Origin of the sequence: Paraburkholderia aromaticivorans, from assembly GCF_012689525.1 — a bacterium.
Classification (GTDB): domain Bacteria; phylum Pseudomonadota; class Gammaproteobacteria; order Burkholderiales; family Burkholderiaceae; genus Paraburkholderia; species Paraburkholderia aromaticivorans_A.
In genome coordinates, this window is the sequence record NZ_CP051516.1 from 4,149,177 (window position 1) to 4,172,269 (window position 23,093).

Genomic DNA, 23,093 nt, shown 5'->3' on the forward strand with positions numbered 1-23,093 from the left:
GGCCAGCCCCGATGGCGCTGGCCGTGGCGCCTATAACAACGGGCTGCGGCCGTGGCTTTCACCACGCGAACCGAATGCATGTGGGGAGGACGGTCCCGGAACACGGGCCGAACGTTACGTAACCAGCAGCGCGCCGAGACTTCAAGCGGATGCGTGCTCGGAAAATAGAAGAGGCGGCAATGGATACGGTACCCAACGGAAACGTCGAGCAGAAATTTCAGGAAATGCTGGCGAAACTCATCGCCACCCCGGCGTGGTCCGAGAAGCAGCAACTCGAACTGGAAATGGCCCGCGATATCTCGACGGAAATGCTCCGTCTGGCCGAAGTCATGCGCGACGGCAGCGTGGACATGGAAACCTGCCTGACCATGCTCAAGTACGCCAAAGTGCTCGACTTCGTCATGACTACGCTTGCTTCGCGGCGCGATATCAAACCGCAAACGCTGCGGGTCATCTTCAAGCTCGCCGGGTTGAAGGTGGACGAGGCGTACCCCGGCTAGGACATCGCTCAACGATGCTGCGACCCGCGCGGGCGGCAAGACGCCGTTCGCGCGGGTCGCTCCTTCTGTACTTCCCGAAAGACAGCAGTTCACGCGCGCGGCGCCTCGGCCGGCGGTGTGCCGTCGTGAAAGAGCGTCTTGAGTTGCGAGCGCAATTCCGGCGAATCCGTGTGTTTGTGCACCGCAACCGCATGCTGCACGGCGGCGTCGAGCAATTCGCTCTCGCTGTCGGCGGACAGGGCGACGGTGCAGTTCGTTTCGCTCGGAAACTCGCGGCAATCGATGTATTTGCGGGACATGGCAGTCTCCTTGATTCAGACGACGTTCGGACATCCACGCAGGCAGCAGACGCGCGGACCAGATCGCCGGCCGTGACACGGCGGCTCCGATCGCACGGATAGCGCCGGTTGGCGGGGAAGGCGGCGAGTTGGTCTGACGCGAGGAAGACGCGCGCGGCGTCCGATGCAAGGTGTCTGAAAAGTATAGGTCGCGCCGTCGGATAACACAGCAGCGGATGCAAGCCAGGCGGATGCAGGACCGCCTGAGCCCAGCCTTTTTCGTCCCGCCGACCCGCCCGCGCGTTTGCCCTGCGCTGCCCGCGGTGTGAAAATAGCGCCCTTCGCGCTGCCGGATCATCCAAACCGTCGGCGCGCCGCCTCTTCCGCTCCTCCGCAGGCCCGCATGTCATCCTCATTCGATTCCGCCCGCGTCGCCGTGATCGGCGGCGGCCCCGCCGGCTTGATCGCCGCCGAGGCGCTCGCTCAGCAAGGCGTGCAGGTCGACGTCTATGACGCCATGCCGTCGGTCGGCCGCAAGTTTCTGATGGCGGGCAAAGGTGGCATGAACATCACGCATTCGGAGCCGCTGGAGCCGTTTCTCGGCCGCTACGGGGCGCGCCGCGAGCAGATCGCGCCGCTCGTGCGGGCCTTCGATCCCGACGCCTTGCGCGCGTGGCTGCACGGTTTGGGCGTGGAGACATTCGTCGGCAGTTCGGGGCGCGTTTTTCCGGCCGATATGAAAGCCGCGCCGATGCTGCGTGCGTGGCTGCATCGACTGCGCGAGACGGGCGTGCGGTTTCACATGCGCCACAAGTGGAGCGGCTGGGATACTGAAGCTGGCGACGCCGCCACGCATACGCTCCGTTTCGCGACGCCCGACGGCGAGCAAGCCGTCACCTTCGACGCCGTGGTGTTCGCGCTGGGCGGCGCAAGCTGGCCGCGTCTGGGATCGGACGCCGCGTGGGTTCAGCTGATGACCTCGCGCGATGTGCCAGTCACGCCCTTGCTGCCCGCGAACTGCGGCTTCGACGTGGACTGGAGCCCCTATCTGCGCGAGCGTTTCGCGGGTCAACCGGTCAAGCCGGTGGCCATCGCGCTCACCGATGTAGACAATAAAGTCCACAATCGACAAGGTGAAATACTTCTGACCGAAACGGGCCTCGAAGGCAGTCTGATCTATGCCTTATCGGCCGTGATTCGGGAGCGGATTCTGACTGACGGCGACGTCACGATCACGCTCGATCTGGCGCCAGGCTTGGCCTTGGAGCGGGTCGTCGCCGAAGTCACGCGACCGCGCGGCTCACGCTCGATGTCGAGCCATCTGCACGGCCGGATCGGCATTGGCGGGGTAAAACTGGCTTTGTTGCACGAGATTTTGTCGAAGGAAGCCTTCGCCGACGTCAACGGCCTCGCGCACGCCATCAAGGCGCTGCCGGTGCGGCTCACGCGTGCCCGGCCGATCGAGGAAGCGATCAGCACCGCCGGCGGCATTCCCTTCGAGGCGCTCGACGAGCATCTGATGATCGAGCGCCTGCCCGGCGTCTTCTGCGCGGGCGAAATGCTCGACTGGGAAGCACCGACGGGCGGCTACCTGCTCACCGCCTGTTTTGCCAGCGGCCTCGCGGCAGGGCGTGGGGCGGCGGCGTATGTCGGCGGTGCATCGACCTGACGCGCCGCATTGCAGTTCTCGTTGCTGAGAGAGCCGCACTGCGTCTCACCGCTTATCGCGCCTTCAGACGCCACAGAGACGTCACTTCGGCCATGCGCGCCGCGTGCAGCGCATCGGTTTCGTCGGTCGACTTGGGGTGCCGCGGACGAATGTCCTCGCGACCCAACACGGTCAAACCCGCCTTGTCGATGGCGGCAAGCAGCCAGTCGCGCGTGCGCAAGCCGAGATGCTCGGCGAAATCCGACATGATCAGCCAGCCCTCGCCGCCCGGCGACAGATGCTCCGCCAAACCGTTCAGGAAACCGAGCAGCATGCGGCTTTCCGCATCGTAGATCGCGTACTCGATCGGCGAAGCCGGCCTTGCCGGCACCCACGGCGGATTGCACACCACCAGCGGCGCGCGGCCTTCCGGAAACAGATCGGCTTGCACGACGTCGATCTGCTGGTCGTAGCCGAGACGCGTCAGGTTTTCGCGCGCACAAGCGAGCGCGCGCGGATCCTGATCGGTGGCGATGATTTTCTTCACGCCGCGTTTGGCGAGCAGCGCCGACAACACGCCCGTGCCCGTGCCGATATCAAACGCCTTGTTCAGCGAAGGCAGCGGCGTGCGCGCGACGAGATCCACATACTCGCCGCGCACCGGTGAGAACACGCCGTAGTGCGGATGAATCCGGTCGCCCAGCGCGGGAATCTCGACGCCCTTCTTGCGCCACTCGTGCGCGCCAATCATGCCGAGCAGTTCGCGAAGCGACACGACGGACGGCTCGTCGGTCGACGGTCCGTAGGTTTCGATGCAGGCTTGTTGAACATCGGGCGCGCGGCGCAGCGGAATACCGTATGCGGCGTCGAGCGGAATCAGGATCATGCCGAGCGTGCGCGCGCGTTGCGACTGCGCCTGCCGATGCAGATTGAATGCGTCGAGCGGCGTTTCGCCCTGCTTGCGCGGTTTGCGCTCCAGCCGGCGCGTCACTGCTTGCAGCAGTTGGCGGGCGTTCTGGAAGTCGCCGTTCCACAGGAGCGCCGTCCCTTCGCACGCGAGTCGGTACGCGGAATCGGCGGTGGTGCGGTCGTCTGCGACGATGACACGCTTGGGCGGCGGCACGGCTGCTTCGGAGCGCCAACGCGCGGAGCGGGGGCCGTCGGCTTCGGGCCAGGTGATGGTTGCAGGGCTGGTCATGGTGAGGTGGGATCGGTGTTGCGGGAGCGACGCGCTGAGAAGCCGCGTCATCGGGGGCGTTGCCCGCCGGAGTACTTGGAAGCGTTGCCGACTGACGCCCGAATAGTACCTCTGTCGTCCGGGTTCGCGGTGCGCTATTCGCCGACGGGAACGGGTGAAGCGCGCTATCTACTGGCCTCGACCGGGAAACCGTAGACTAAAACGTCCACAATCGACAAGGTGAAAGAGATATGGTGATTTTGGACCGTTACGAGTCTCACCAATGCTTCACGGAGCCGACTCTCTTCGCAAGCTGCAGGGCCGTGCAGCGGCTTTAACACAGCGCCTCTATCAACGAGCGAGCACAAATAAAAACGGGGTTTCTGACTGAACAGAAACCCCGTTTAGTACAACTGGTGCCGGCTGCAGGACTCGAACCCGCCACCTCATGATTACAAGTCAAGCGCTCTACCTGATGAGCTAAGCCGGCATGAGGCCGTGATTCTACTTCATTTTACTATCTTGAGGCGAGCCCTTCCGCCGCCTTTCGATCCATCGTCGTCAGGCTGCGGACCGGCCGTCTCGCTATCCGCTTTGGCGGTGGCGACATCCGTAGCCGGCGCCGTTTCGACCGCACGTGGCGCGGGCGCTTCGGTCTCGTCGGCCAGTTCCGCGTCGGCGCCGGAATCCTGCGCTTCGCCGCCTGTCGACTCGACCGGAAACGCCATGCCTTGACCATTCTCGCGCGCATAGATCGCAAGAATATTGGCGATCGGCACCTCGATCTTGTGCGACTTGCCGGAGAAACGCGCGCTGAACTCGATCCACTCGTTGCCCATCTGCAACTGGCTGGTCGCCTCGAAGCTGATGTTCAACACGATTTCGTTGTCGCGCACAAACTGACGCGGCACGCGCGTCTGATTGTCGACCCGGACCGCGATGTGCGGCGTATAGCCGTTATCCGTGCACCACTCATAGAGCGCGCGGAGCAGGTAAGGCTTGGTGGAAATCTCTTGCATCAACAGTCCTCTTACCGGGCGCGGGCCCGCGCTCAGTCAGCCGCGCGGCCCTCACCCCAAAGCCAAACTCAACGACGCATCACCTTTTCCGAAGGCGTCAGCGCTTCGATATAAGCCGGGCGGCTGAAAATGCGCTCGGCGTACTTCATCAGCGGTGCGGCGTTCTTCGACAGCTCGATGCCGTAGTGATCCAGACGCCACAGCAACGGCGCGATCGCGACGTCGAGCATGGAGAACTCTTCGCCGAGCATGTACTTGTTCTTCAGGAAGATCGGCGCGAGTTGCGTCAGACGATCGCGGATTGCGAGACGGGCCTTCTCGTGATTTTTCTCGGCAGCCTTGCCCTTTTCGTTTTCGAGCGTGCCGACGTGAACGAACAGTTCCTTCTCGAAGTTCAGCAGGAACAGGCGGGCGCGGGCGCGCTGAACCGGATCGGCCGGCATCAGTTGCGGGTGCGGGAAGCGCTCGTCGATATACTCGTTGATGATGTTCGATTCGTACAGAATCAGGTCCCGTTCGACGAGAATCGGCACTTGACCATACGGATTCATCACGGCGATGTCTTCCGGCTTGTTAAACAGGTCGACGTCGCGGATCTCGAAGTCCATGCCCTTTTCGAACAACACCAGCCGGCAGCGCTGGGAGAACGGGCAAGTTGTGCCGGAATACAGAACCATCATGTTTACGTTTCCTCAAAAAGCTGAAAGGCCAGCGCGCGGAAAAACCGTTCAACAGGTTTTTCCTGGCGCCGGCCCCACGCCGGGTAACGGCGTGATTATTTGATATGTTTCCAGTACGCGGCGTTCAATCGCCAAGCGAAAAAGCTCAGGATACCGAGGAACAACAGGACCCACACGCCAAGCTGTTTGCGGGTTTTCTGGGTCGGTTCGGACATCCATGACAGGTACGACACGAGGTCGGCCACAGCAGAATCATAATCTACCGGCGACATCGTCCCCGGAGTGACCTGCTGGAAGCCGACAAATTTGTGTACCGTCTCGCCAGTTCTTTCGTCGGTTTCGTCACCGAACTTCGCGGTACGTTGCCCCTGAAGCTGCCACAGCACGTGAGGCATGCTCACGTTTTCATACACCAGATTGTTCCAGCCGGTCGGCCGCGTATTGTCGCGGTAAAAGCTGCGCAAATACGTGTACAGCCAGTCCTTGCCCCGCGCTCGCGCTTCCACCGACAAATCCGGCGGACTCGCGCCGAACCACGCTTGCGCGTCGGCCGGCCGCATCGCCACGGTCATGGTGTTGCCGACTTTATCCGTGGTGAACAGCAGGTTCGCCTGAATTTCGTTCGGCGCGATGCCGATGTCAGTCAGGCGGTTGTAGCGCATCAGGTTCGCGCTGTGGCAATTCAGGCAGTAGTTTACAAACAATTGCGCGCCGTGCTGCAAGGAAGCGAAATTCTCCGCGTTATCCGGCGCGCGGTCGAGAGGGAAATTCTCGTCCGCGTAAGCCGGGGCGGCCAGCACCGCGAGCAGTGTTGCGCCGATCAGCGCGCACTTCGTAAGCAGTTTTTTCATTCGTGTTCTCCTGGCTCGCGATTAGTGAGGCTTGAACCGCACCCGCTCGGGCGGCTGCTTGAACGTGCCAAGCCGCGTCCAGAACGGCATACCGAGGAAAAACGCGAAGTAGATCAGCGCACAGACTTGCGCGATCAACGTGGCGGCCGGCGACGGTGGTTTAGTGCCGAGGAAGGCCAGCGTCAGGAACACCGCCACGAAGATTCCGTAAAACACCTTGTGAAAAAACGGCCGGTAGCGAATCGACTTGACCGGCGAGCGGTCGAGCCAAGGCAGGAAGAACAGCGACACCACCGCGCCGCCCATCACCACCACGCCCCAGAACTTCGACTCGGTGAACGCCATGACCAGAATCACCAGCACCGCGAGCACAGGCAGGCCGAGTTTCCACTTGCCGCGCGCGCGCACCAGCGCGAGCAGGCCGAGCAGGCCGATCACGACCATCAGCACGATCTTGAACGAATCCGTGGTGGCCCGCAGCATCGCGTAGAAGGCCGTGAAGTACCACACTGGCGCGATTTCAGGCGGCGTTTGCAGCGGATTGGCCGGCACGAAGTTGTTCGCTTCGAGGAAGTAGCCGCCCATCTCCGGCGCGAAGAAAATGATCGCCGCGAAGATAATCAGGAACACCGTGACGCCCATGAAATCGTGCACCGAGTAGTACGGGTGGAACGGAATGCCGTCGAGCGGAATGCCGTCCGGATCCTTTTTCGCCTTGATCTCGATGCCGTCCGGGTTGTTCGATCCCACTTCGTGCAGCGCGACCAGGTGGGCGACCACCAGACCGATCAGCACCAGCGGAATCGCGATCACGTGAAACGCGAAGAAGCGGTTTAGCGTGACGTCCGAGACCACATAGTCGCCGCGAATCCACAGCGACAGATCCGGACCGATGAACGGGATCGCCGAGAACAGGTTCACGATCACCTGCGCGCCCCAGAACGACATCTGGCCCCACGGCAGCAGATAGCCGAAAAACGCCTCGGCCATCAGGCACAGGAAAATCGCGCAGCCGAAAATCCACACCAGTTCGCGCGGCTTGCGGTACGAGCCGTACATCAGCCCGCGGAACATATGCAGATAGACGACGACGAAAAACATCGACGCGCCCGTGGAGTGCATATAGCGGATCAGCCAGCCCCACGGCACCTCACGCATGATGTACTCGACCGACGAGAACGCGAGCGTCGCGTCGGGCTTGTAGTTCATAGTGAGGAAGATGCCGGTGACGATCTGGTTGACCAGCACTAGCAGCGCAAGCGAACCGAAGAAGTACCAGAAGTTGAAGTTCTTCGGAGCGTAGTACTCGGAAACGTGCTTCTTCCAGGTAGAAGTCAGGGGAAAGCGCCGGTCGATCCAGCCGACCAGCCCGGTCGTCTCTACTTCGTGTTCGATCGCCATTACGCTTCTCCTTTCTCGTCCTTGCCGATCACGAGGCCGGTGGCCGACGTGAACATGTAAGGCGGGATGTCGAGGTTCTGCGGCGCTGGTTTGTTCTTGAAGACGCGGCCGGCCATGTCATAGGTGGAGCCGTGGCAAGGGCACAGGAAGCCGCCTGGCCAGTCGTCTGGAAGATTGGGCTGCGCGCCCTCCTGGAAGCGCGGCGTCGGCGTACAGCCCAGATGGGTGCACACGGCGACGGCGACGAAAAGGTTCTTGTGGTCGGTGCGTGAACGGAATTCGTTGTTGCAGTACTCCGGCAACGGCATCGAAAAAGGATTCTTGGTGTGGGGATCCGCTACTTCGTTATCGGCTTTCTGGACATCGGCGAGCATTCTGTCGGTGCGGTTGATGATCCACACCGGCTTACCTCGCCAGGCAACGGTCTTCATGTCGCCGGGCTTGAGATCACTGATATCGACTTCGACCGGGGCACCTGCTGCCTTGGCCTTTTCAGATGGTGCAAACGAACTAACAAAGGGTACGACAGTGGCTACGCCTCCTATGCCACCTGCTACGGTCGTCGCTATCAGCCAGGTACGGCGGCTGCCGTCGACGCGTTCATCTTCCTTGTCTCGCATCACACGCCCCACTTCTGAGTTGGATTTTTCCTTCACGTCGCTTCTTCCGCCGCTAGTTTGCGCGAATGGAGTCGCCATTTACAAGGCCCGATTGCCAAAAACCGTGCGAAGCCTTTGATAAATCAGGGTTTCTCCGTACGAATCGCAGACCTTTTTGCGCCTCCTTTTAAGTGCCCTCTCCGTTATTCCTGCCTTTTGCAACGCTAATGCGTTTTGCGTCAATCTTGCGATTCAAACGGGATTAGAGATATCGATAAAGAGGTGCTCGATATCGAACGACTCGGACAGATGCTTGCCCACCGCCTGCACACCGAAGCGCTCGGTGGCATGGTGGCCCGCCGCGAGGAAAGCGACGCCGCTTTCCGCCGATGTGTGCATCACCGATTCCGACACTTCGCCGGTCAGATAAACGTCAGCGCCAGCGTTAATGGCCGCGTCGAACATGCCTTGCGCGGCACCCGTGCACCAGCCCACGCGACGCAGTTCGCGCTCCGCGTCGCCGAATACGAGCGGCGTGCGGCCAAGCGTCTGCTCGATTTGCGCTGTGAAGTGCGCGAGCGTGATCGGCATCGGAAACGTGGCGAGCCAGCCGAGGTCGTTCTCACCGAAGCGCGCGTCGCTGATCCAGCCCATCTTCGCGCCGATCTGCGCGTTGTTGCCGAACTCGGGATGGTCGTCGAGCGGCAGGTGATAGGCGAACAGGTTCAGGTCGTTGGCGATCAGCAGTTTCAGCCGCGCGTGTTTGCGACCGGTGATCTGCGGCGCTTCGTTGCGCCAGAAGTAGCCGTGATGAACCAGCACGGCGTCCGCGCCCCAGTCGAGCGCGGCCTCCAGGAAGGCCGCCGAAGCGGTCACGCCGGTCGCGAGCTTATTGATCTTGCGACGCCCTTCGACCTGCAATCCATTGGGGCAATAGTCCTTGAAGCGCGCGGTTTCAAGGAGATTGTTCAAGTACAATTCAAGTTCGATCCGATCCATATAAACCTCTAGTCTTCAGATGCTTAGACGCTTTTGGCTGTTCTTTGCCCAAGCGGTGACCGTGCTGTTGGCGCTCATGTTCATCATTGCGACCCTCAAACCGCAGTGGCTCCAGCGTCAAGGGCAATTCGGCAAGCAACTCGCCGAACCGATCGTCGCCCTGCGGGAAGTGGCGCCAGGCATCGGTAGCGGCCCAGCTCAGGCGTCGTACGCAGACGCCGCGCAAAAGGCCATGCCCGCGGTCGTCAATGTGTTCTCCAGCAAGGATGGCTCACTGCCACCCGACCCGCGCGCGAAAGATCCGCTGTTCCGCTACTTCTTCGGCGACAAGAACCGCAAGCAGCAGGAACAACCCGCGTCCAATCTGGGCTCCGGCGTGATAGTGAGTTCGGAAGGTTACATTCTAACGAACCAGCACGTCGTGGACGGCGCCGATCAGATCGAAATCGCGCTGGCCGACGGCCGCACCACGAATGCGAAGGTGATCGGCGTCGACCCGGAAACGGATCTGGCTGTGCTCAAGGTCAACATGACCAATCTGCCCACCATCACGCTCGGCCGCATGGACCAGACGCGCGTGGGCGACGTAGTGCTCGCCATCGGCAATCCGTTCGGCGTCGGCCAGACGGTGACCATGGGCATCGTCAGCGCGCTAGGGCGTAATCACCTCGGCATCAACACGTTCGAAAACTTCATTCAGACCGACGCGGCTATCAACCCGGGCAACTCGGGCGGCGCGCTGGTCGATGTAAACGGCAATCTGCTCGGCATCAACACCGCCATCTATTCGCGCTCGGGTGGCTCGCTCGGCATCGGCTTCGCGATTCCTGTCTCCACGGCGCGCAGCGTGCTCGAGAGCATCATCACCACGGGTTCGGTCACACGCGGCTGGATCGGCGTCGAGCCGCAGGACGTCACGCCGGAGATCGCCGAATCGTTCGGGCTGGAGCAGAAGTCGGGCGCGATTGTCGCGGGTGTGCTGAAGAACGGCCCCGCGGACCGTGCGGGCATCAAGCCGGGCGACATTCTCGTGAGCGTGAACGGTCAGGAAATCACCGACACCACGCGTCTTCTGAATGTGATCGCGCAGATCAAGCCGGGCACCGCCGCGAAGGTGCATCTGGTGCGCAAGAGCCGGGAGATGGATCTGGATGTCACCATCGGCAAACGCCCGCCTCCGCCGAAGCAGCCGGCCGAGGACAACGGTGGCGGTGGCGGTGGCGGTGGCGGTGGCGGTGATCAGGACGACGACGGCGGCTGACCGTAGCGAAGGGCAATCCGAGCGCAATGGCCGGCGACAAGCACAAGCAATGCGCCGCGTGCCAAACAAAGAGGGCAGTCCATTACGGACTGCCCTTTTTGTTTGCGTGAGTTCGCCGAAGCGCTAAACCATCAATCTGACGGGCTCGCGTCTTCGATCACCACCGGCTGCTTGCCAACGATCAACCGCGCCGCAATAATCCCTGCCTCGTACAGCACGATCAGCGGAATCGCCAGAATCAGTTGCGAGAAGACGTCCGGCGGCGTGACCACGGCGGAAATAACAAACGCGCCGACGATCACATACGGACGAATCTCCCTGAGCTTCTTGAGCGACACCACATTCATGCGGACGAGCAGCACCACGACGATCGGCACTTCGAACGTCACACCGAACGCGATGAACATGGTCAGCACGAAGCTCAGGTAATTGTCGATGTCCGTGGTCATCTCCGCGCCGAGCGGCGCGTTGTAGTGCGCCATCACGCGGAAGATGGTCGGGAACACCACGAAGTACGCGAACGCCATGCCGCACAGGAACAGCGTGTAGCTGCTGCCCACCAGCGGCCCAACCAGTTTCTTCTCGTGCTGATAAAGACCCGGCGCGACGAACGCCCAGATCTGGTACAGCACGATCGGCAGCGCGATCACGAAGGCCACCAGCATGGTCACCTTCATCGGCACGAAGAACGAGCCGGTGACGTCGGTGACGATCATCTTGCCGTCCTTCGGCAGGTTCTGCATCAAGGGCCGCGCCAGCAACCGGAAGATATCCGGCGCCCAGTACACGAGCCCGACGAACACCACGACGACGGCAAGGCCGGCGCGAATGATGCGGTCGCGCAATTCAACGAGGTGGGAAATGAAGGTCTCTTCAGTGCCTTCGTCCTGGGTTTGCTGGGGGTCGCTCACGCCGGCCCTCGGTTAGAGTTTGTCGTTCTGATCATCAGAAGAACCGCGTCGGACGACGCATGCTGGCCGGCGTATGCCGCGCCACGCGCGCCGCGCCCGACTGCACACGCGTGCGGCGCGTGGTCGCGCGCTTGTACCAGGTGGGCATGGCCGTCTGCTTGACGCGCCAGTTCTTGCGTTTGGCCGCCGCAGCCGGCGTGCTGCTCGGCCACGACGTATTGCCGACATCTTCGAGCGCGCCGCCGGCAATGCTCGGCGACACCGGGGTGCCGCTGCTCCACGCGTCGTTCAGTTCGGTCTCGTGCTTGCGCAGGTTGTCCTGAACGGAGTTTTGGACGTTGGTCGCGGCGGCCTCGAACTCGCTTTTCATCCGACGCAGTTCGTCGAGTTCGATTTCGCGCGTGACTTCGGCCTTCACGTCGTTGATATACCGCTGCGCGCGGCCGAACAACGCGCCGGCCGTGCGGGCGACGCGTGGCAGGCGCTCAGGCCCGAGTACGACCAGCGCGACGACGCCGATCAGCGCCATCTTGGTTAGACCGAGGTCCAGCATGAAGTGGAATGTCCGTCAGTAACGCGGTTGAGCCGCGGCTTAGCGGTAATCGCCCGAACGCGGCGTCTTTTCCTTTGCTTCCACGTCCACGGCGCCGTTGCGCGGCAGTTCGCGCTGCTGCGCTTCGCCTGCCGGCGTTTCGCCTTCTTTGATGCCTTCCTTGAAGCCCTTCACCGCGCCACCCAGATCGGTGCCGATATTGCGCAGCTTCTTCGTGCCGAACACGAGCGCCACGATCAACAACACGATCAGCCAATGCCAAATACTCAACGAACCCATGACTACTCTCCTTAACCCCGATACCGCACCGGATGCGGCGAAACTCGGGCGCCTTGCGGCATGAATCGAAGCGCGTACGCTTCATCTATACGTTACCGCGAACCTTTCGGCTGCAACCCGCGACACGGAATGTCATTGTGACCAGACGATCGCGTCGGCGTCGTTACAATGCGGCAAAAACAACGGCCGCGCTATTGTCCGTGACCAAAACTCGCCACACACACCCGCACTGCCGCGTCAGCCCATGCGCTGCCAGGGGCGCGGTCCCGCGAGAATATGCGCGTGCAGGTGATACACCTCCTGGCCGCCGCCCGGACCGGTATTGATTACCGTGCGAAAACCCGTTTCGCCGCCGGTGTACGCCACGCCCAGCTGATCGGCCAAACGCGCCGCCAAGACCAGCATTCTACCAAGCAGCGGAGCATCGCTTTCGGTACAGCTCGACAGCGTGGCGATGTGCTTGCGCGGGATCACCAGCACATGCGTATCCGCAGCCGGACGAATGTCGCGGAAGGCGACGAACTCGTCGTCTTCGTGGACTTTGGTCGACGGGATCTCGCCGGCGGCGATCTTGCAGAAAAGGCAGTTCGGGTCGTGGCTCATCGATTTCCTGACACAGTATGGCTGAAGCGCGAAGCCGACGCGGCGCGATTCATGTCAGGCCCGGCAACCATCGGACGAAACTCAGAACCAGCCACGTGGATTCGCGAGCGGCTTGTTATCGTACAGATACAGCCAGCCCTTGATAATACGGTACAACATCCAGATGCTCACGGCCCACAGAACCGGAATGCCGATCACGACGAACAGCAGCACGCCGCCGATCGCATAACCCAGCAAGGCCATCCAGAAGGAGCGGATCTGCCACTCGAAATGGGCTTCGTACGGCGTGCCCACCACGTCGGCCCGCTTCACGTAGTTGATGATGATCGCGATCAGAATCGTCAGGCCGCCCGTCAGCCAGTGGACCGCATACAGCGCGTACAGCACGTGGGTGAGCGTGCGCAGGCTGCGCTCACGCTCAGGCTCGATAGCATTGCGATAGACCGGCGGCGGATAGCTGTCGTGCGACTGTTCCATGCTTGCGTCCTCCCGAGGATGCGATCAGATGCGTTCAGTGCAATATGGGCGCCGGCGCTCTCCACTTCAAGACTCGCGCGGACCCACGACGATCAGTCGCCGTTCTGCTCGCGGTCGCGGCTCTTGCGCAGCGCCTTTTCCTCGATACCCGACAAGCCTTCACGGCGCTCCAGTTCAGCGAGCACGTCTGCCGGGCTCAGATCGAAGTGCGACAGCATCACGAGGCAGTGAAACCACAGGTCCGCGACTTCGCCGACCAGCGCTTTCGGCGCGCCGCCGTGGCGTGCGTCCTTGGCGGCCAGCACGACTTCGGTGGCTTCTTCGCCGATCTTCTTCAGCACCGCGTCGTCGCCCTTGTGGAACAGGCGCGACACGTACGAGACGTCGGGATCGCCGCCCTTGCGGCTGTCGATGATCGCCGCGAGGCGCAGCAGCGTGTCGTTCGTGGACGCGGGGTTGGACGACGTGGTTTGCGTGGATTGCGTCATTTGTAGATGTGTTCGGGGTCTTTCAGCACGGGATCGACGGCGACCCAGTCGCCATCCTCCGCCGAGCCTTCGAATTTCTGGAAAAAGCACGAGTGACGGCCGGTGTGGCAGGCAATGCCCGACACCTGCTCCACTTTCAGCAGCACGACGTCTTCGTCGCAATCGAGCCGCACTTCGTGCACGTGCTGCACGTGGCCGGACTCTTCGCCCTTGAACCACAGGCGCTGGCGCGAACGCGAGAAATACACCGCGCGGTTCGTTTCGATGGTCTTCGCCAGGGCTTCGCGGTTCATCCACGCGAACATCAGCACGTCGTTCGACGACGCTTCCTGCGCGATCACGGGCACGAGGCCGTTCGCGTCCCACTTGACCTTGTCGAGCCAATTGACTGCCGAAGGATTCACCACGTCACAACCTCACCGAAATGCCCTGATCGGCCATGAAGCGCTTGGCCTCGCCCACGGTGTGTTCGCCGTAGTGGAAAATGCTCGCGGCGAGCACCGCGTCCGCATGGCCGCTTTTGATGCCGTCGGCCAGATGCTGCAAGTTGCCCACGCCGCCCGAAGCGATCACCGGAATCGACACCGCGTCGGACACCGCGCGCGTGAGCGCGAGGTCGAAGCCACTCTTGGTGCCGTCACGGTCCATGCTGGTCAGCAAGATTTCGCCGGCGCCGAGTTCGGCCATCTTGCGCGCCCATTCGACGGCTTCGAGACCGGTCGCCTTGCGTCCGCCGTGCGTGAAGACTTCCCAGCGCGGCGCTTCGCCGTCCGCGGAGACGCGTTTCGCGTCGATCGCGACGACGATGCATTGCGAGCCGTATTTGTCGGTCGCGTCCTTCACGAGCTGCGGATTCGCCACCGCCGACGAATTCATGCTGATCTTGTCCGCGCCCGCGTTCAGCAGGCGGCGCACGTCTTCGACAGCGCGCACGCCGCCGCCGACCGTCAGCGGAATGAACACCTGCGAGGCGACCGCTTCGATGATCGGCAGGATCAGATCGCGTTGATCAGAGGTCGCGGTGATATCGAGGAAGGTGAGTTCGTCGGCGCCCTGATCGTCGTAACGGCGGGCGATTTCGACCGGGTCGCCCGCATCGCGCAGTTCGACGAAGTTGACGCCCTTGACCACGCGGCCAGCCGTGACGTCGAGACAGGGGATGATGCGTTTAGCTAGAGCCATGATCTTGCAATTCTGCCAATACCGCTGATGAGGCCGCTCGCTTTGGAACTTCAACGAGCGGCGCAAGGCCGGCGCGGCCAGTCGCGCCGCGCTGCCGGTGAGTCGCACGCGGACGGCTTGAGGCGCTCTGTCGGTGCATGGCCGCGTCCGTTTCGGCTGCCGGTGATTCGTTCACCACGATGGCGGCCGGAAACACGAGACGCGGGCGGCGAGCCTAAGGCTCGCCTTAGCGACCTTAAGCGTCGTCCGATTCGCGCAGCCGGTCCGCGAGGGTTTGCGCGGCCGCGAAGTCGAGATCGCCCGAGTAAATCGCCCGGCCGCAGATCACGCCTTCGATGCCTTCGTCTTCGACTTCGCACAGCGATTCGATGTCGGCGAGGTTGGACAAGCCGCCGCTCGCGATCACCGGAATCTTCACCGCGCGCGCGAGGCGCACTGTCGCTTCGATGTTGATGCCCTGAAGCATGCCGTCACGGCCAATGTCGGTGTAGATGATCGACTCGCAGCCGTAGTCCTCGAACTTGCGCGCGAGATCGACCACTTCGTGGCCAGTCAGCTTGCTCCAGCCGTCGGTCGCGACCTTGCCGTCTTTCGCATCCAGTCCGACGATGATATGGCCGCCGAACGCCGTGCAGGCGTCTTTCAGAAAGCCGGGGTTCTTCACCGCCGCCGTGCCGATGATCACGTACGACAAACCGTCGTCCAGATAGCGCTCGATCGTATTCAGGTCGCGAATGCCGCCGCCCAGTTGCACGGGGATCTGGCCGCCTACTTCTTCGATGATCGCGCGAATCGCGTCTTCATTTTTCGGCTTGCCGGCGAACGCGCCATTCAGGTCGACGAGGTGGAGACGCCGGGCACCGCGATCGACCCAATGTCGGGCCATCGCCGCCGGTTCCTCGGAAAATATCGTCGCCTGGTCCATATCGCCTTGTTTGAGGCGTACACACTGACCGTCTTTCAGGTCGATGGCGGGAATCAGCAGCATAGCAATCGGGTGTTGTCTGGGAAGGGGTTGAAGGTCGGCAGTGGCGGCTGAAGGTCCAGCCCGCCGGGATGCCGTTTCGCTAGTTTAGTACAACTCTTTCGACGCCCTTCTACGGCGTCATGGCAGAACGAGATCGCGGTGCTGTGTTTGCGGCGCGCGGCACACGTCCCGCTTGTGGCGGAACGGCGCACGGCAACAGGATGAAGAAAGACGCTCACGGGTTCCAGTGCACGAAGTTGCGATACACGCGCAGCCCCGCTTCGGCGCTCTTTTCCGGGTGGAATTGGGTCGCAAAGATGTTATCCCGCGCCACCGCCGAGGTAAAGGGCACACCGTACACCGTTTCGCCCGAGGTATGGGCGGCGTTGTCCGGCACCACGTAATAACTGTGCACGAAGTAGAAGAACGCGTTGTCCGCGACGCCGTCCCACAACGGATGCGGCTGCGCCTGGCGCACGCGGTTCCAGCCCATTTGCGGGACCTTGAAGCGCGAGCCGTCGTCCTGCACCTGGCCTTCCAGGTCGAAGCGCAGCACTTTGCCGGGCAGCAGGCCCAAGCCGGGCGTGCCGCCCTCCGCGCTCCAGTCGAATAGCATCTGCTCGCCGACGCATACGCCCATCAGCGGCTTGCTGCGCGACGCTTCAACCACGGCTTCCTGCAGCCCGGATTCAGCCAGACTGCGCATGCAGTCGGGCATCGCGCCCTGGCCGGGCAGCACCACGCGGTCGGCCGCGCGAATCGCTTCCGGCTGGTCGACGATCGCCACGTCCGCTTCCGGCGCGGCTTTGCGCAGTGCCTGGGCAACCGAACGCAGGTTGCCCATTCCGTAATCCACAATCGCTATCGAAGTTTTCATTTCAAGTTAGGCAGCAATGCCTTCAATCCATCGACGATGAATTCCACCGCCAGCGCCGATAACATCAAACCCATGAGCCGCGTGCCGATATTGATACCCGTGCGACCGACCCAGCGGGCAATCGGTTCGGCGAGCCGCAGCGAAAAAAAGCAGATCGCCGCCAGCACCGCGCCGATCGCGACGAGGCTGATCCGGTCGTACCAGTGCGCCGAACCGGCCGCGTAAATGATCGTGGTGCTGATCGCGCCCGGACCGGTCAGCAGCGGAATCGCCAGCGGCACGACCGCGATGTTGTCCTTCTGCTCGGCTTCATGGCGCTCCTCCGGCGTCGAACGGCTGTTGCCGATCTGCGCGTTCAGCATGTTGATCGCCATCAGCAGCATGATGATCCCGCCGCCCACTTCGAGCGATCCGACCGAAATGCCGAAGAAGCTGATGATCTGCTGCCCGAGCAGCGTGGTGATCGCGATCACGCAGAACACTGAAATGGCCGCGATCCGAATGGTTCTACGCCGCTCGGCATCGCTCTGATTCGCCGTCAGGCTCATGAAGAACGGGATGGCGCCGACCGGGTTGATCAACGCCAGCAGCGAAATAAACGACTTCAGAATGTCCATCGCACACCGGGCGCGAGCGCAATCAGCGCTGATCCCGGTCCTGGTAATTGAGTTGGCCTATGAGCCGGCTATAGCCGACTCATGAGCGCTTAAAGGCTGCCCTTGGTCGACGGAATCTGCCCCGCCGCGCGTTCGTCCAGTTCGGTGGCCATGCGCAACGCACGCCCGAACGCCTTGAACACCGTTTCCATCTGATGGTGGGCGTTCAGGCCACGCAGGTTGTCGATATGCAGTGTTACACCGGCATGATTCACGAAGCCGCGGAAAAATTCGATCGACAGATCGACGTCGAACGTGCCGATGCGCGCACGCGTGAACGGCACATGGAATTCGAGGCCCGGACGGCCGGAAAAATCGATCACGACGCGCGACAGCGCCTCGTCGAGCGGCACGTAGGAATGACCGTAACGACGGATGCCCTTGCGGTCGCCGATCGCTTTCGCGACGGCCTGGCCGAGCGTGATACCGGTGTCTTCGACCGTGTGATGGTCGTCGATATGCAGGTCGCCATGCGCTTCGATTTCGAGGTCGAACAATCCATGCCGCGCGATCTGGTCGAGCATGTGGTCCAGAAACGGCACGCCGGTGGCCAGCTTTTGCTGACCGGTGCCGTCCAGATTGATCTTCACACGGATCTGCGTTTCGCTGGTGTTGCGAACGACTTCCGCAAGGCGCATGGTAATTCCTCGGATCTAGCTAGAAAGCGTCAGGTAGGTGGGATGGGAAAACGGCGGGCCACGCGCGCTTTTCCGCGATATGGGAAAACGCTTGCGCGGCCGTTCGGCACACCATTCAGTTCAGCACGAGTTTCAGTCCAGCGAGCAATTGGGCGTTTTCTTCCGGCGAACCGACGGTCAAACGCACGCAATTGGCCAGCAATGGATGCATTTTACTCACGTTTTTGATCAGAACCCGCGCCGTCAGTAGCGTTTCGAACAGAACCGACGCGTCGGGCACGCGCACCAGCAGGAAATTGCCGGCGCTCGGGAACACTTCGGCGCCCGGTAATTGGGACACCGCGTGCGCAAGTTTCGTGCGTTCGTCGCGCAATTGCGCGGCTTGCGAGTCGAGCACGTCGACGTGGTCGAGCAGAAAATCGGCGGCGGCTTGCGTGAGCACGTTGGTGTTGTACGGCGGCCGCACCTTGTCGAATTCGGTCAGCCAGCCGGGTTTGCCGACCAGATAGCCGAGACGGATGCCGGCGAGGCCGAGCTTGGACACCGTGCGCATCACGACGACGTTGTCGAACGCGTCGGCGCGCGGCAACCAGCTTTGCTGCGCGAACGGCTGGTAAGCCTCGTCGATCACCACGAGGCTCTTATTAGCCGCGGCGATGATGCGCTCCATCTCGGCGTCGTCGTACAGCGTGCCGGTCGGGTTGTTCGGGTAGGCCAGATAGATGATCGCCGGCTGGTGCTCGGCGATTGCGGCCAGCATCGCTTCGGTGTCGAGCGTGAAATCCGCTTTCAGCGGCACGCCGACGAACTCCAGATTCGCCAGCTTCGCCGACATCTGATACATGACGAAACCCGGCACCGGCGCGAGCACCTTGGCGCCCGGCTGCGCGCACGCGATCGACACCATGCTGATGATTTCATCCGACCCGTTGCCGAGCAGCACGTCGCAGCCGGCGGGCACGCCCATCACACGCTTGATCTTCTCGATCAGCGCGTCCGGACGCGGCGCCGGATAGCGGTTCAGCGCGACGCCGGCCAGATGCTCGCCCAGATGCGCGGCCAGCACCGGCGGCAGCGTGAACGGATTTTCCATCGCGTCGAGCTTGATGTAGCCCGTGGCGTCCGGAACTGGATAGCTCGTCATCGCGAGCACGTCGCGGCGGATGATGTCTTGAGGTGTCGTCATAGGTCGGTGAAGCGGGTCGCAAGGGAACGCCGGCCCGGCGTTGGCGGCATGCGGGCCGCCACAGGTTGTCTGTATTGTCTTTATTAAACGAAGAACCGCGCGCAATCCGTCGCCGGCGTTCGCGGGCACCGGTTCGATGCCCGCGGCTTCAGCGCCGGATCAAGCGCGCTCAGCCGTTTTGCCGCATCCGGTATTCGGCGCTGCGGGCATGCGCCTGCAGGCCTTCGCCGTAAGCGAGTTCGGCGGCGATCTCGCCGAGCGTCTGCGCGCCTTCCGCGCTGACCTCGATCACGCTCGAACGTTTGAAGAAATCATAGACGCCCAACGGAGACGAGAACCGTGCGGTACGAGACGTAGGCAAAACGTGATTCGGCCCCGCGCAGTAGTCGCCGAGGCTCTCGCTGGTGTAGCGGCCGAGGAAGATCGCGCCGGCATGGCGGATCAGCTGGCCCCACTGATGCGGCTCCAGCGCGGAAATTTCGAGGTGTTCCGGGGCGATGTCGTTGGCGATCGCGCAGGCTTGCTCCATATCGCGTACCTTGACCAGCGCGCCGCGGCCTTCCAGCGACGCGCGGATCACGTCGCGGCGCGGCATGGTGGGCAGCAGTTCGTCGATTGCGTCTTTCACGCGGCCGATGAACGCGTCGTCCGGGCACAGCAGGATGGACTGCGCGAGTTCGTCGTGCTCGGCTTGCGAGAACAGGTCCATCGCGACCCAGCGCGGGTCCGTGGTGCCGTCGCACAGCACGAGGATTTCCGACGGCCCGGCGATCATGTCGATGCCGACCGTGCCGAACACGCGGCGCTTGGCCGACGCGACATACGCGTTGCCCGGACCGCAGATCTTGTCGACCGCGGGAATGGTTGCCGTGCCGTACGCCAGCGCGCCCACCGCCTGCGCGCCGCCGATCGTGAACACGCGGTCCACGCCGCCCAGCAGCGCGGCCGCGAGCACCAGCGGATTCTTCACACCGTCCGGCGTGGGTACGACCATGACGATTTCGCGCACGCCGGCCACTCGCGCCGGAATCGCGTTCATCAGCACCGACGACGGATACGCCGCCTTGCCGCCAGGCACGTAGATACCCGCGCGATCCAGCGGCGTGACCTTCTGGCCGAGCACGGTGCCGTCGGCTTCCGTGTACTGCCAGCTATGGCTGCCGCATTCGATCTTCTGCTTCTCGTGGTAGCCGCGCACCCGCGCCGCCGCCGCTTCGAGCGCCGCACGGCGCTTCGGCACAAGGCTTTCGAGCGCCGCTTCCAGTTCCGACATCGGCAGTTCGAGCGCGTCGACGCTCTTCGCCTCGACACGGTCGAAGCGCTTCGTGTACTCGAGCACCGCAGCATCGCCGCGCGCCTTCACGTCGTTCAGAATCTGCGCGACCGAGCGCTCGATTGCTTCGTCTTCGCTCGCCTCGAACGCGAGCACCGCGTGCAGCGACTTCTGGAAGTCGGGAGCGGTGGAATCGAGTTTGCGAATCTTGATAGACATACGGGTATCCGTTTCGGTAATGCGCGCTTTAGAACGTGGTCACACTGACACTATCAGGCCGTCGTGGCGCCGGCTTTCGACGCGCGTTCGAACGCGTCGAGGATCGGCCGCAACGCGGCGCGCTTGAGCTTCAGCGCCGCCTGGTTCACCACGAGGCGCGACGAAATCTGCATGATCTCTTCCACCTCGACCAGATTGTTGGCGCGCAAGGTATTGCCCGAACTCACCAGGTCGACGATCGCATCGGCGAGACCGACCAGCGGCGCCAGTTCCATCGAACCGTACAGCTTGATCAGATCGACGTGCACGCCCTTGGCAGCGAAATGCTCGCGGGCGGTTTCGACGTACTTGGTCGCCACGCGCAAGCGCGCGCCCTGGCGCACCGCGTTCGCGTAATCGAAACCGGCGGCGACCGCGACCGACATGCGGCAGCGCGCAATATCCAGATCGACCGGCTGATACAGGCCGCTGCCGCCATGTTCGAGCAACACGTCCTTGCCCGCGACGCCGAAGTCGGCCGCGCCGTATTCGACATAGGTCGGCACGTCGGTGGCGCGCACGATGATCACGCGCAGGTTCGCGTCCGTGGTCGGCAGAATCAGCTTGCGCGAGGTCTCCGGGTCTTCGGCCACTTCGATGCCGGCTGCGGCGAGCAGCGGCAACGTTTCCTCGAAGATACGCCCTTTCGACAACGCCAGCGTGAGCGGTGCGCTCACCGCCGGCGACGACGAAGTTTGCGGCATGGCGCTCATGCCTGGCTCCCCGAGACCCGGCGCACCTTCGCGCCGAGGGCGGTGAGCTTGGTTTCCATCCGGTCATAACCGCGGTCGAGGTGATAGATCCGGTCGATCAGCGTTTCACCGTCGGCGCGCAAGGCGGCGATCACGAGACTCGCGGACGCGCGCAGATCGGTCGCCATCACCTTCGCGCCGGACAGCTTGTCGACGCCGTTCACGAGCGCGGTGTTACCGTCGATCGTGATATTGGCGCCGAGGCGGTTCAGTTCCTGCACGTGCATGAAGCGGTTTTCGAAGATCGTTTCGACGACCTGCGAGGTGCCGGTCGCGATCGTGTTCAGCGCCATGAACTGCGCCTGCATGTCGGTCGGGAACGCCGGGTATTCCGAGGTGCGGAACGTGACCGCGCTCGGGCGCTTGTCCATGCGCACGCGCATCCAGTCGTCGCCCTCTTCGATGTTGACGCCGGCTTCGCGCAGCTTTTCGGTGACCGCTTCGAGAATCAGCGGACGCACTTTACGCAGGGTGACGTCGCCACCGGCCGCCGCCACCGCGCACAGGAACGTGCCGGCTTCGATCCGGTCCGGAATCACCGTGTGCTTCGCGCCATGCAGCTTGTCGACGCCCTGGACCACGAGGCGGTCCGTGCCGATGCCGTCGATCTTCGCGCCCATCGCGACCAGCAGATGCGCGAGGTCGCCGACTTCCGGCTCACGCGCCGCGTTCTCGATGACGGTTTCGCCTTCGGCCAGCACGGCTGCCATCAGCAGGTTTTCGGTGCCGGTCACGGTGATCATGTCGGTGACGATACGCGCGCCCTTCAGACGCTTCGCGCGCGCTTCGATGAAGCCGTGCTCGATCGTGATCTCGGCGCCCATGGCCTGCAGGCCCTTGATGTGCTGATCCACCGGACGCGCGCCGATCGCGCAGCCGCCCGGCAGCGAAACCCGCGCGTGACCGAAGCGCGCGAGCAGCGGCCCGAGCACGAGGATCGACGCGCGCATGGTCTTCACCATTTCGTACGGCGCGACGAGGTTATCCACCTTCGACGCGTTCAGCGACACGCGCCCCTCGCCACTTTCGATCTGCACGCCCATCTGGCCGAGCAGCTTGAGCATCGTGCGCACGTCCTGCAGGTCGGGCACGTTTTCCAGATGCACCGGCTCCGCGCTGAGCAGACTCGCGCACAGAATCGGCAACGCCGCATTCTTCGCACCCGAGACGACGACTTCACCCGACAGCGGGTAGCCACCTTCAATGACGAGTTTATCCATGCCTGTCAGTTCCTGATTAACCCGGACTTCGGCCGGGGCTGCTTTGACTGTGTTCGGCGCGCCGCTACCGGCGTCACGCCCTTCTTGAGTAATTCGCACTAAATTTCCAGATTACGCGTTCTGCCATTCGGCGGGCGTCAGCGTCTTCATGCTGAGCGCGTGGATTTCTTCGCGCATGCGGTCGCCGAGCGCCGCATACACGAGTTGATGTCGCTGGATCAGACGCTTGCCTTCGAAGCTCGGCGAAACGATGGTCGCAAAGAAATGCTGGCCGTCGCCTTCGACTTCGAGATGCTGGCAGGTGAGCCCAGCCGCGATGTATTGCTTGACCTGTTCGGGAGTCGGCAACATGAGAGAAGC

At 62.7% G+C, this 23,093-nt stretch carries 28 protein-coding genes and 1 tRNA gene; 3 read left to right on the plus strand and 26 right to left on the minus strand.

Annotated features, from left to right (window positions below; genetic code table 11):
• Positions 1–179 precede the first annotated feature (179 nt).
• Positions 180–500 (plus strand): hypothetical protein, encoded by a 321-nt coding sequence (locus HF916_RS46915; RefSeq protein WP_012434486.1) that lies wholly within the window; start codon positions 180–182, stop codon positions 498–500.
• Between the two features lie 89 nt (positions 501–589).
• Here HF916_RS46915 and HF916_RS46920 read toward each other — a convergent pair whose 3' ends face one another.
• Entirely contained in the window at positions 590–799 is a 210-nt protein-coding gene (locus HF916_RS46920; protein WP_168795369.1) for a DUF1059 domain-containing protein, read from the minus strand.
• Between the two features lie 382 nt (positions 800–1,181).
• Between HF916_RS46920 and HF916_RS46925 the strand changes: the two genes are divergently transcribed.
• Positions 1,182–2,447 carry a TIGR03862 family flavoprotein gene (locus HF916_RS46925; protein WP_168795370.1) on the plus strand — a complete coding sequence of 422 codons (1,266 nt, stop codon included), beginning with the start codon at positions 1,182–1,184 and terminating at the stop codon, positions 2,445–2,447.
• Positions 2,448–2,499: 52 nt separating this feature from the next.
• Here the strand turns inward: HF916_RS46925 and HF916_RS46930 are convergent, their stop codons facing one another.
• The 8 genes from HF916_RS46930 to HF916_RS46965 form a co-directional block, all read right to left on the minus strand.
• Positions 2,500–3,624, minus strand: coding sequence for a methyltransferase (locus tag HF916_RS46930; RefSeq protein ID WP_168795371.1), 1,125 nt, complete (start codon positions 3,622–3,624; stop codon positions 2,500–2,502).
• 393 nt (positions 3,625–4,017) lie between these two features.
• Positions 4,018–4,093 (minus strand) — tRNA-Thr (locus HF916_RS46935).
• Positions 4,094–4,112: 19 nt separating this feature from the next.
• A complete protein-coding gene (locus HF916_RS46940; protein WP_168795372.1) occupies positions 4,113–4,622 on the minus strand; it encodes a ClpXP protease specificity-enhancing factor in 510 nt (169 codons plus the stop codon).
• 68 nt (positions 4,623–4,690) lie between these two features.
• A complete protein-coding gene (locus HF916_RS46945) occupies positions 4,691–5,302 on the minus strand; it encodes a glutathione S-transferase N-terminal domain-containing protein (protein WP_006052302.1) in 612 nt (203 codons plus the stop codon).
• A 95-nt stretch (positions 5,303–5,397) separates the two neighbouring features.
• The gene (locus HF916_RS46950) at positions 5,398–6,153 is read right to left on the minus strand and encodes a cytochrome c1 (RefSeq protein WP_168795373.1); all 756 of its coding nucleotides are present in this window, start codon (positions 6,151–6,153) and stop codon (positions 5,398–5,400) included.
• Between the two features lie 21 nt (positions 6,154–6,174).
• Positions 6,175–7,554 (minus strand): cytochrome b, encoded by a 1,380-nt coding sequence (locus HF916_RS46955; RefSeq protein ID WP_168795374.1) that lies wholly within the window; start codon positions 7,552–7,554, stop codon positions 6,175–6,177.
• On the minus strand, positions 7,554–8,174 hold the full coding sequence (gene petA / locus HF916_RS46960; protein ID WP_012434493.1) for a ubiquinol-cytochrome c reductase iron-sulfur subunit: 621 nt from the start codon (positions 8,172–8,174) through the stop codon (positions 7,554–7,556). Before petA ends, HF916_RS46955 begins: the two co-directional genes overlap by 1 nt.
• Positions 8,175–8,405: 231 nt before the next feature.
• On the minus strand, positions 8,406–9,152 hold the full coding sequence (locus HF916_RS46965; protein ID WP_168795375.1) for a Nif3-like dinuclear metal center hexameric protein: 747 nt from the start codon (positions 9,150–9,152) through the stop codon (positions 8,406–8,408).
• Between the two features lie 19 nt (positions 9,153–9,171).
• On the opposite strand from HF916_RS46965, the gene HF916_RS46970 reads away from it, so the two are divergent.
• Entirely contained in the window at positions 9,172–10,413 is a 1,242-nt protein-coding gene (locus tag HF916_RS46970) for a Do family serine endopeptidase (protein WP_168795376.1), read from the plus strand.
• Positions 10,414–10,544: 131 nt separating this feature from the next.
• Here the strand turns inward: HF916_RS46970 and tatC are convergent, their stop codons facing one another.
• The 17 genes from tatC to HF916_RS47055 all read right to left on the minus strand — a co-directional run bounded on the left by tatC (position 10,545) and on the right by HF916_RS47055 (position 23,084).
• Positions 10,545–11,324: a twin-arginine translocase subunit TatC gene (tatC, locus tag HF916_RS46975; RefSeq protein ID WP_168795377.1), complete on the minus strand. Its 780-nt coding sequence runs from the start codon at positions 11,322–11,324 to the stop codon at positions 10,545–10,547.
• 34 nt (positions 11,325–11,358) lie between these two features.
• Positions 11,359–11,877, minus strand: a complete 519-nt coding sequence (gene tatB / locus HF916_RS46980) for a Sec-independent protein translocase protein TatB (RefSeq protein WP_168795378.1) — start codon at positions 11,875–11,877, stop codon at positions 11,359–11,361.
• Positions 11,878–11,916: 39 nt separating this feature from the next.
• Positions 11,917–12,156, minus strand: a complete 240-nt coding sequence (gene tatA, locus HF916_RS46985) for a Sec-independent protein translocase subunit TatA (RefSeq protein WP_168795379.1) — start codon at positions 12,154–12,156, stop codon at positions 11,917–11,919.
• 237 nt (positions 12,157–12,393) lie between these two features.
• Positions 12,394–12,759 (minus strand): histidine triad nucleotide-binding protein, encoded by a 366-nt coding sequence (locus tag HF916_RS46990; protein WP_106284199.1) that lies wholly within the window; start codon positions 12,757–12,759, stop codon positions 12,394–12,396.
• An 81-nt stretch (positions 12,760–12,840) separates the two neighbouring features.
• Positions 12,841–13,236, minus strand: a complete 396-nt coding sequence (locus HF916_RS46995) for a DUF4870 family protein (RefSeq protein WP_168795380.1) — start codon at positions 13,234–13,236, stop codon at positions 12,841–12,843.
• A gap of 92 nt (positions 13,237–13,328) precedes the next feature.
• A complete protein-coding gene (locus HF916_RS47000; protein WP_168795381.1) occupies positions 13,329–13,724 on the minus strand; it encodes a phosphoribosyl-ATP diphosphatase in 396 nt (131 codons plus the stop codon).
• Positions 13,721–14,131 carry a phosphoribosyl-AMP cyclohydrolase gene (gene hisI, locus HF916_RS47005; protein WP_206001992.1) on the minus strand — a complete coding sequence of 137 codons (411 nt, stop codon included), beginning with the start codon at positions 14,129–14,131 and terminating at the stop codon, positions 13,721–13,723. Before hisI ends, HF916_RS47000 begins: the two co-directional genes overlap by 4 nt.
• Before the next feature lies 1 nt (position 14,132).
• Entirely contained in the window at positions 14,133–14,906 is a 774-nt protein-coding gene (gene hisF / locus HF916_RS47010) for an imidazole glycerol phosphate synthase subunit HisF (protein ID WP_168795383.1), read from the minus strand.
• Positions 14,907–15,141: 235 nt separating this feature from the next.
• Positions 15,142–15,894, minus strand: coding sequence for a 1-(5-phosphoribosyl)-5-[(5-phosphoribosylamino)methylideneamino]imidazole-4-carboxamide isomerase (gene hisA, locus HF916_RS47015; RefSeq protein WP_168795384.1), 753 nt, complete (start codon positions 15,892–15,894; stop codon positions 15,142–15,144).
• A gap of 214 nt (positions 15,895–16,108) precedes the next feature.
• Entirely contained in the window at positions 16,109–16,750 is a 642-nt protein-coding gene (hisH, locus tag HF916_RS47020; RefSeq protein WP_168795385.1) for an imidazole glycerol phosphate synthase subunit HisH, read from the minus strand.
• Entirely contained in the window at positions 16,747–17,367 is a 621-nt protein-coding gene (locus HF916_RS47025) for a MarC family protein (RefSeq protein WP_116143896.1), read from the minus strand. The genes hisH and HF916_RS47025 overlap by 4 nt, the downstream gene beginning before the upstream one ends.
• An 89-nt stretch (positions 17,368–17,456) precedes the next feature.
• A complete protein-coding gene (gene hisB / locus HF916_RS47030; RefSeq protein ID WP_064267519.1) occupies positions 17,457–18,044 on the minus strand; it encodes an imidazoleglycerol-phosphate dehydratase HisB in 588 nt (195 codons plus the stop codon).
• A 115-nt stretch (positions 18,045–18,159) separates the two neighbouring features.
• Complete coding sequence (hisC, locus tag HF916_RS47035) at positions 18,160–19,230, minus strand: histidinol-phosphate transaminase (protein ID WP_168795386.1); 1,071 nt, start codon at positions 19,228–19,230, stop codon at positions 18,160–18,162.
• 169 nt (positions 19,231–19,399) lie between these two features.
• Positions 19,400–20,722 carry a histidinol dehydrogenase gene (gene hisD / locus HF916_RS47040; protein ID WP_168795387.1) on the minus strand — a complete coding sequence of 441 codons (1,323 nt, stop codon included), beginning with the start codon at positions 20,720–20,722 and terminating at the stop codon, positions 19,400–19,402.
• Positions 20,723–20,775: 53 nt separating this feature from the next.
• Positions 20,776–21,474, minus strand: coding sequence for an ATP phosphoribosyltransferase (hisG, locus tag HF916_RS47045; RefSeq protein WP_168795388.1), 699 nt, complete (start codon positions 21,472–21,474; stop codon positions 20,776–20,778).
• On the minus strand, positions 21,471–22,733 hold the full coding sequence (murA, locus tag HF916_RS47050) for a UDP-N-acetylglucosamine 1-carboxyvinyltransferase (RefSeq protein WP_168795389.1): 1,263 nt from the start codon (positions 22,731–22,733) through the stop codon (positions 21,471–21,473). Before murA ends, hisG begins: the two co-directional genes overlap by 4 nt.
• A 111-nt stretch (positions 22,734–22,844) precedes the next feature.
• The gene (locus tag HF916_RS47055; protein WP_168795390.1) at positions 22,845–23,084 is read right to left on the minus strand and encodes a BolA family protein; all 240 of its coding nucleotides are present in this window, start codon (positions 23,082–23,084) and stop codon (positions 22,845–22,847) included.
• Between the last annotated feature and the right edge of the window lie 9 nt (positions 23,085–23,093).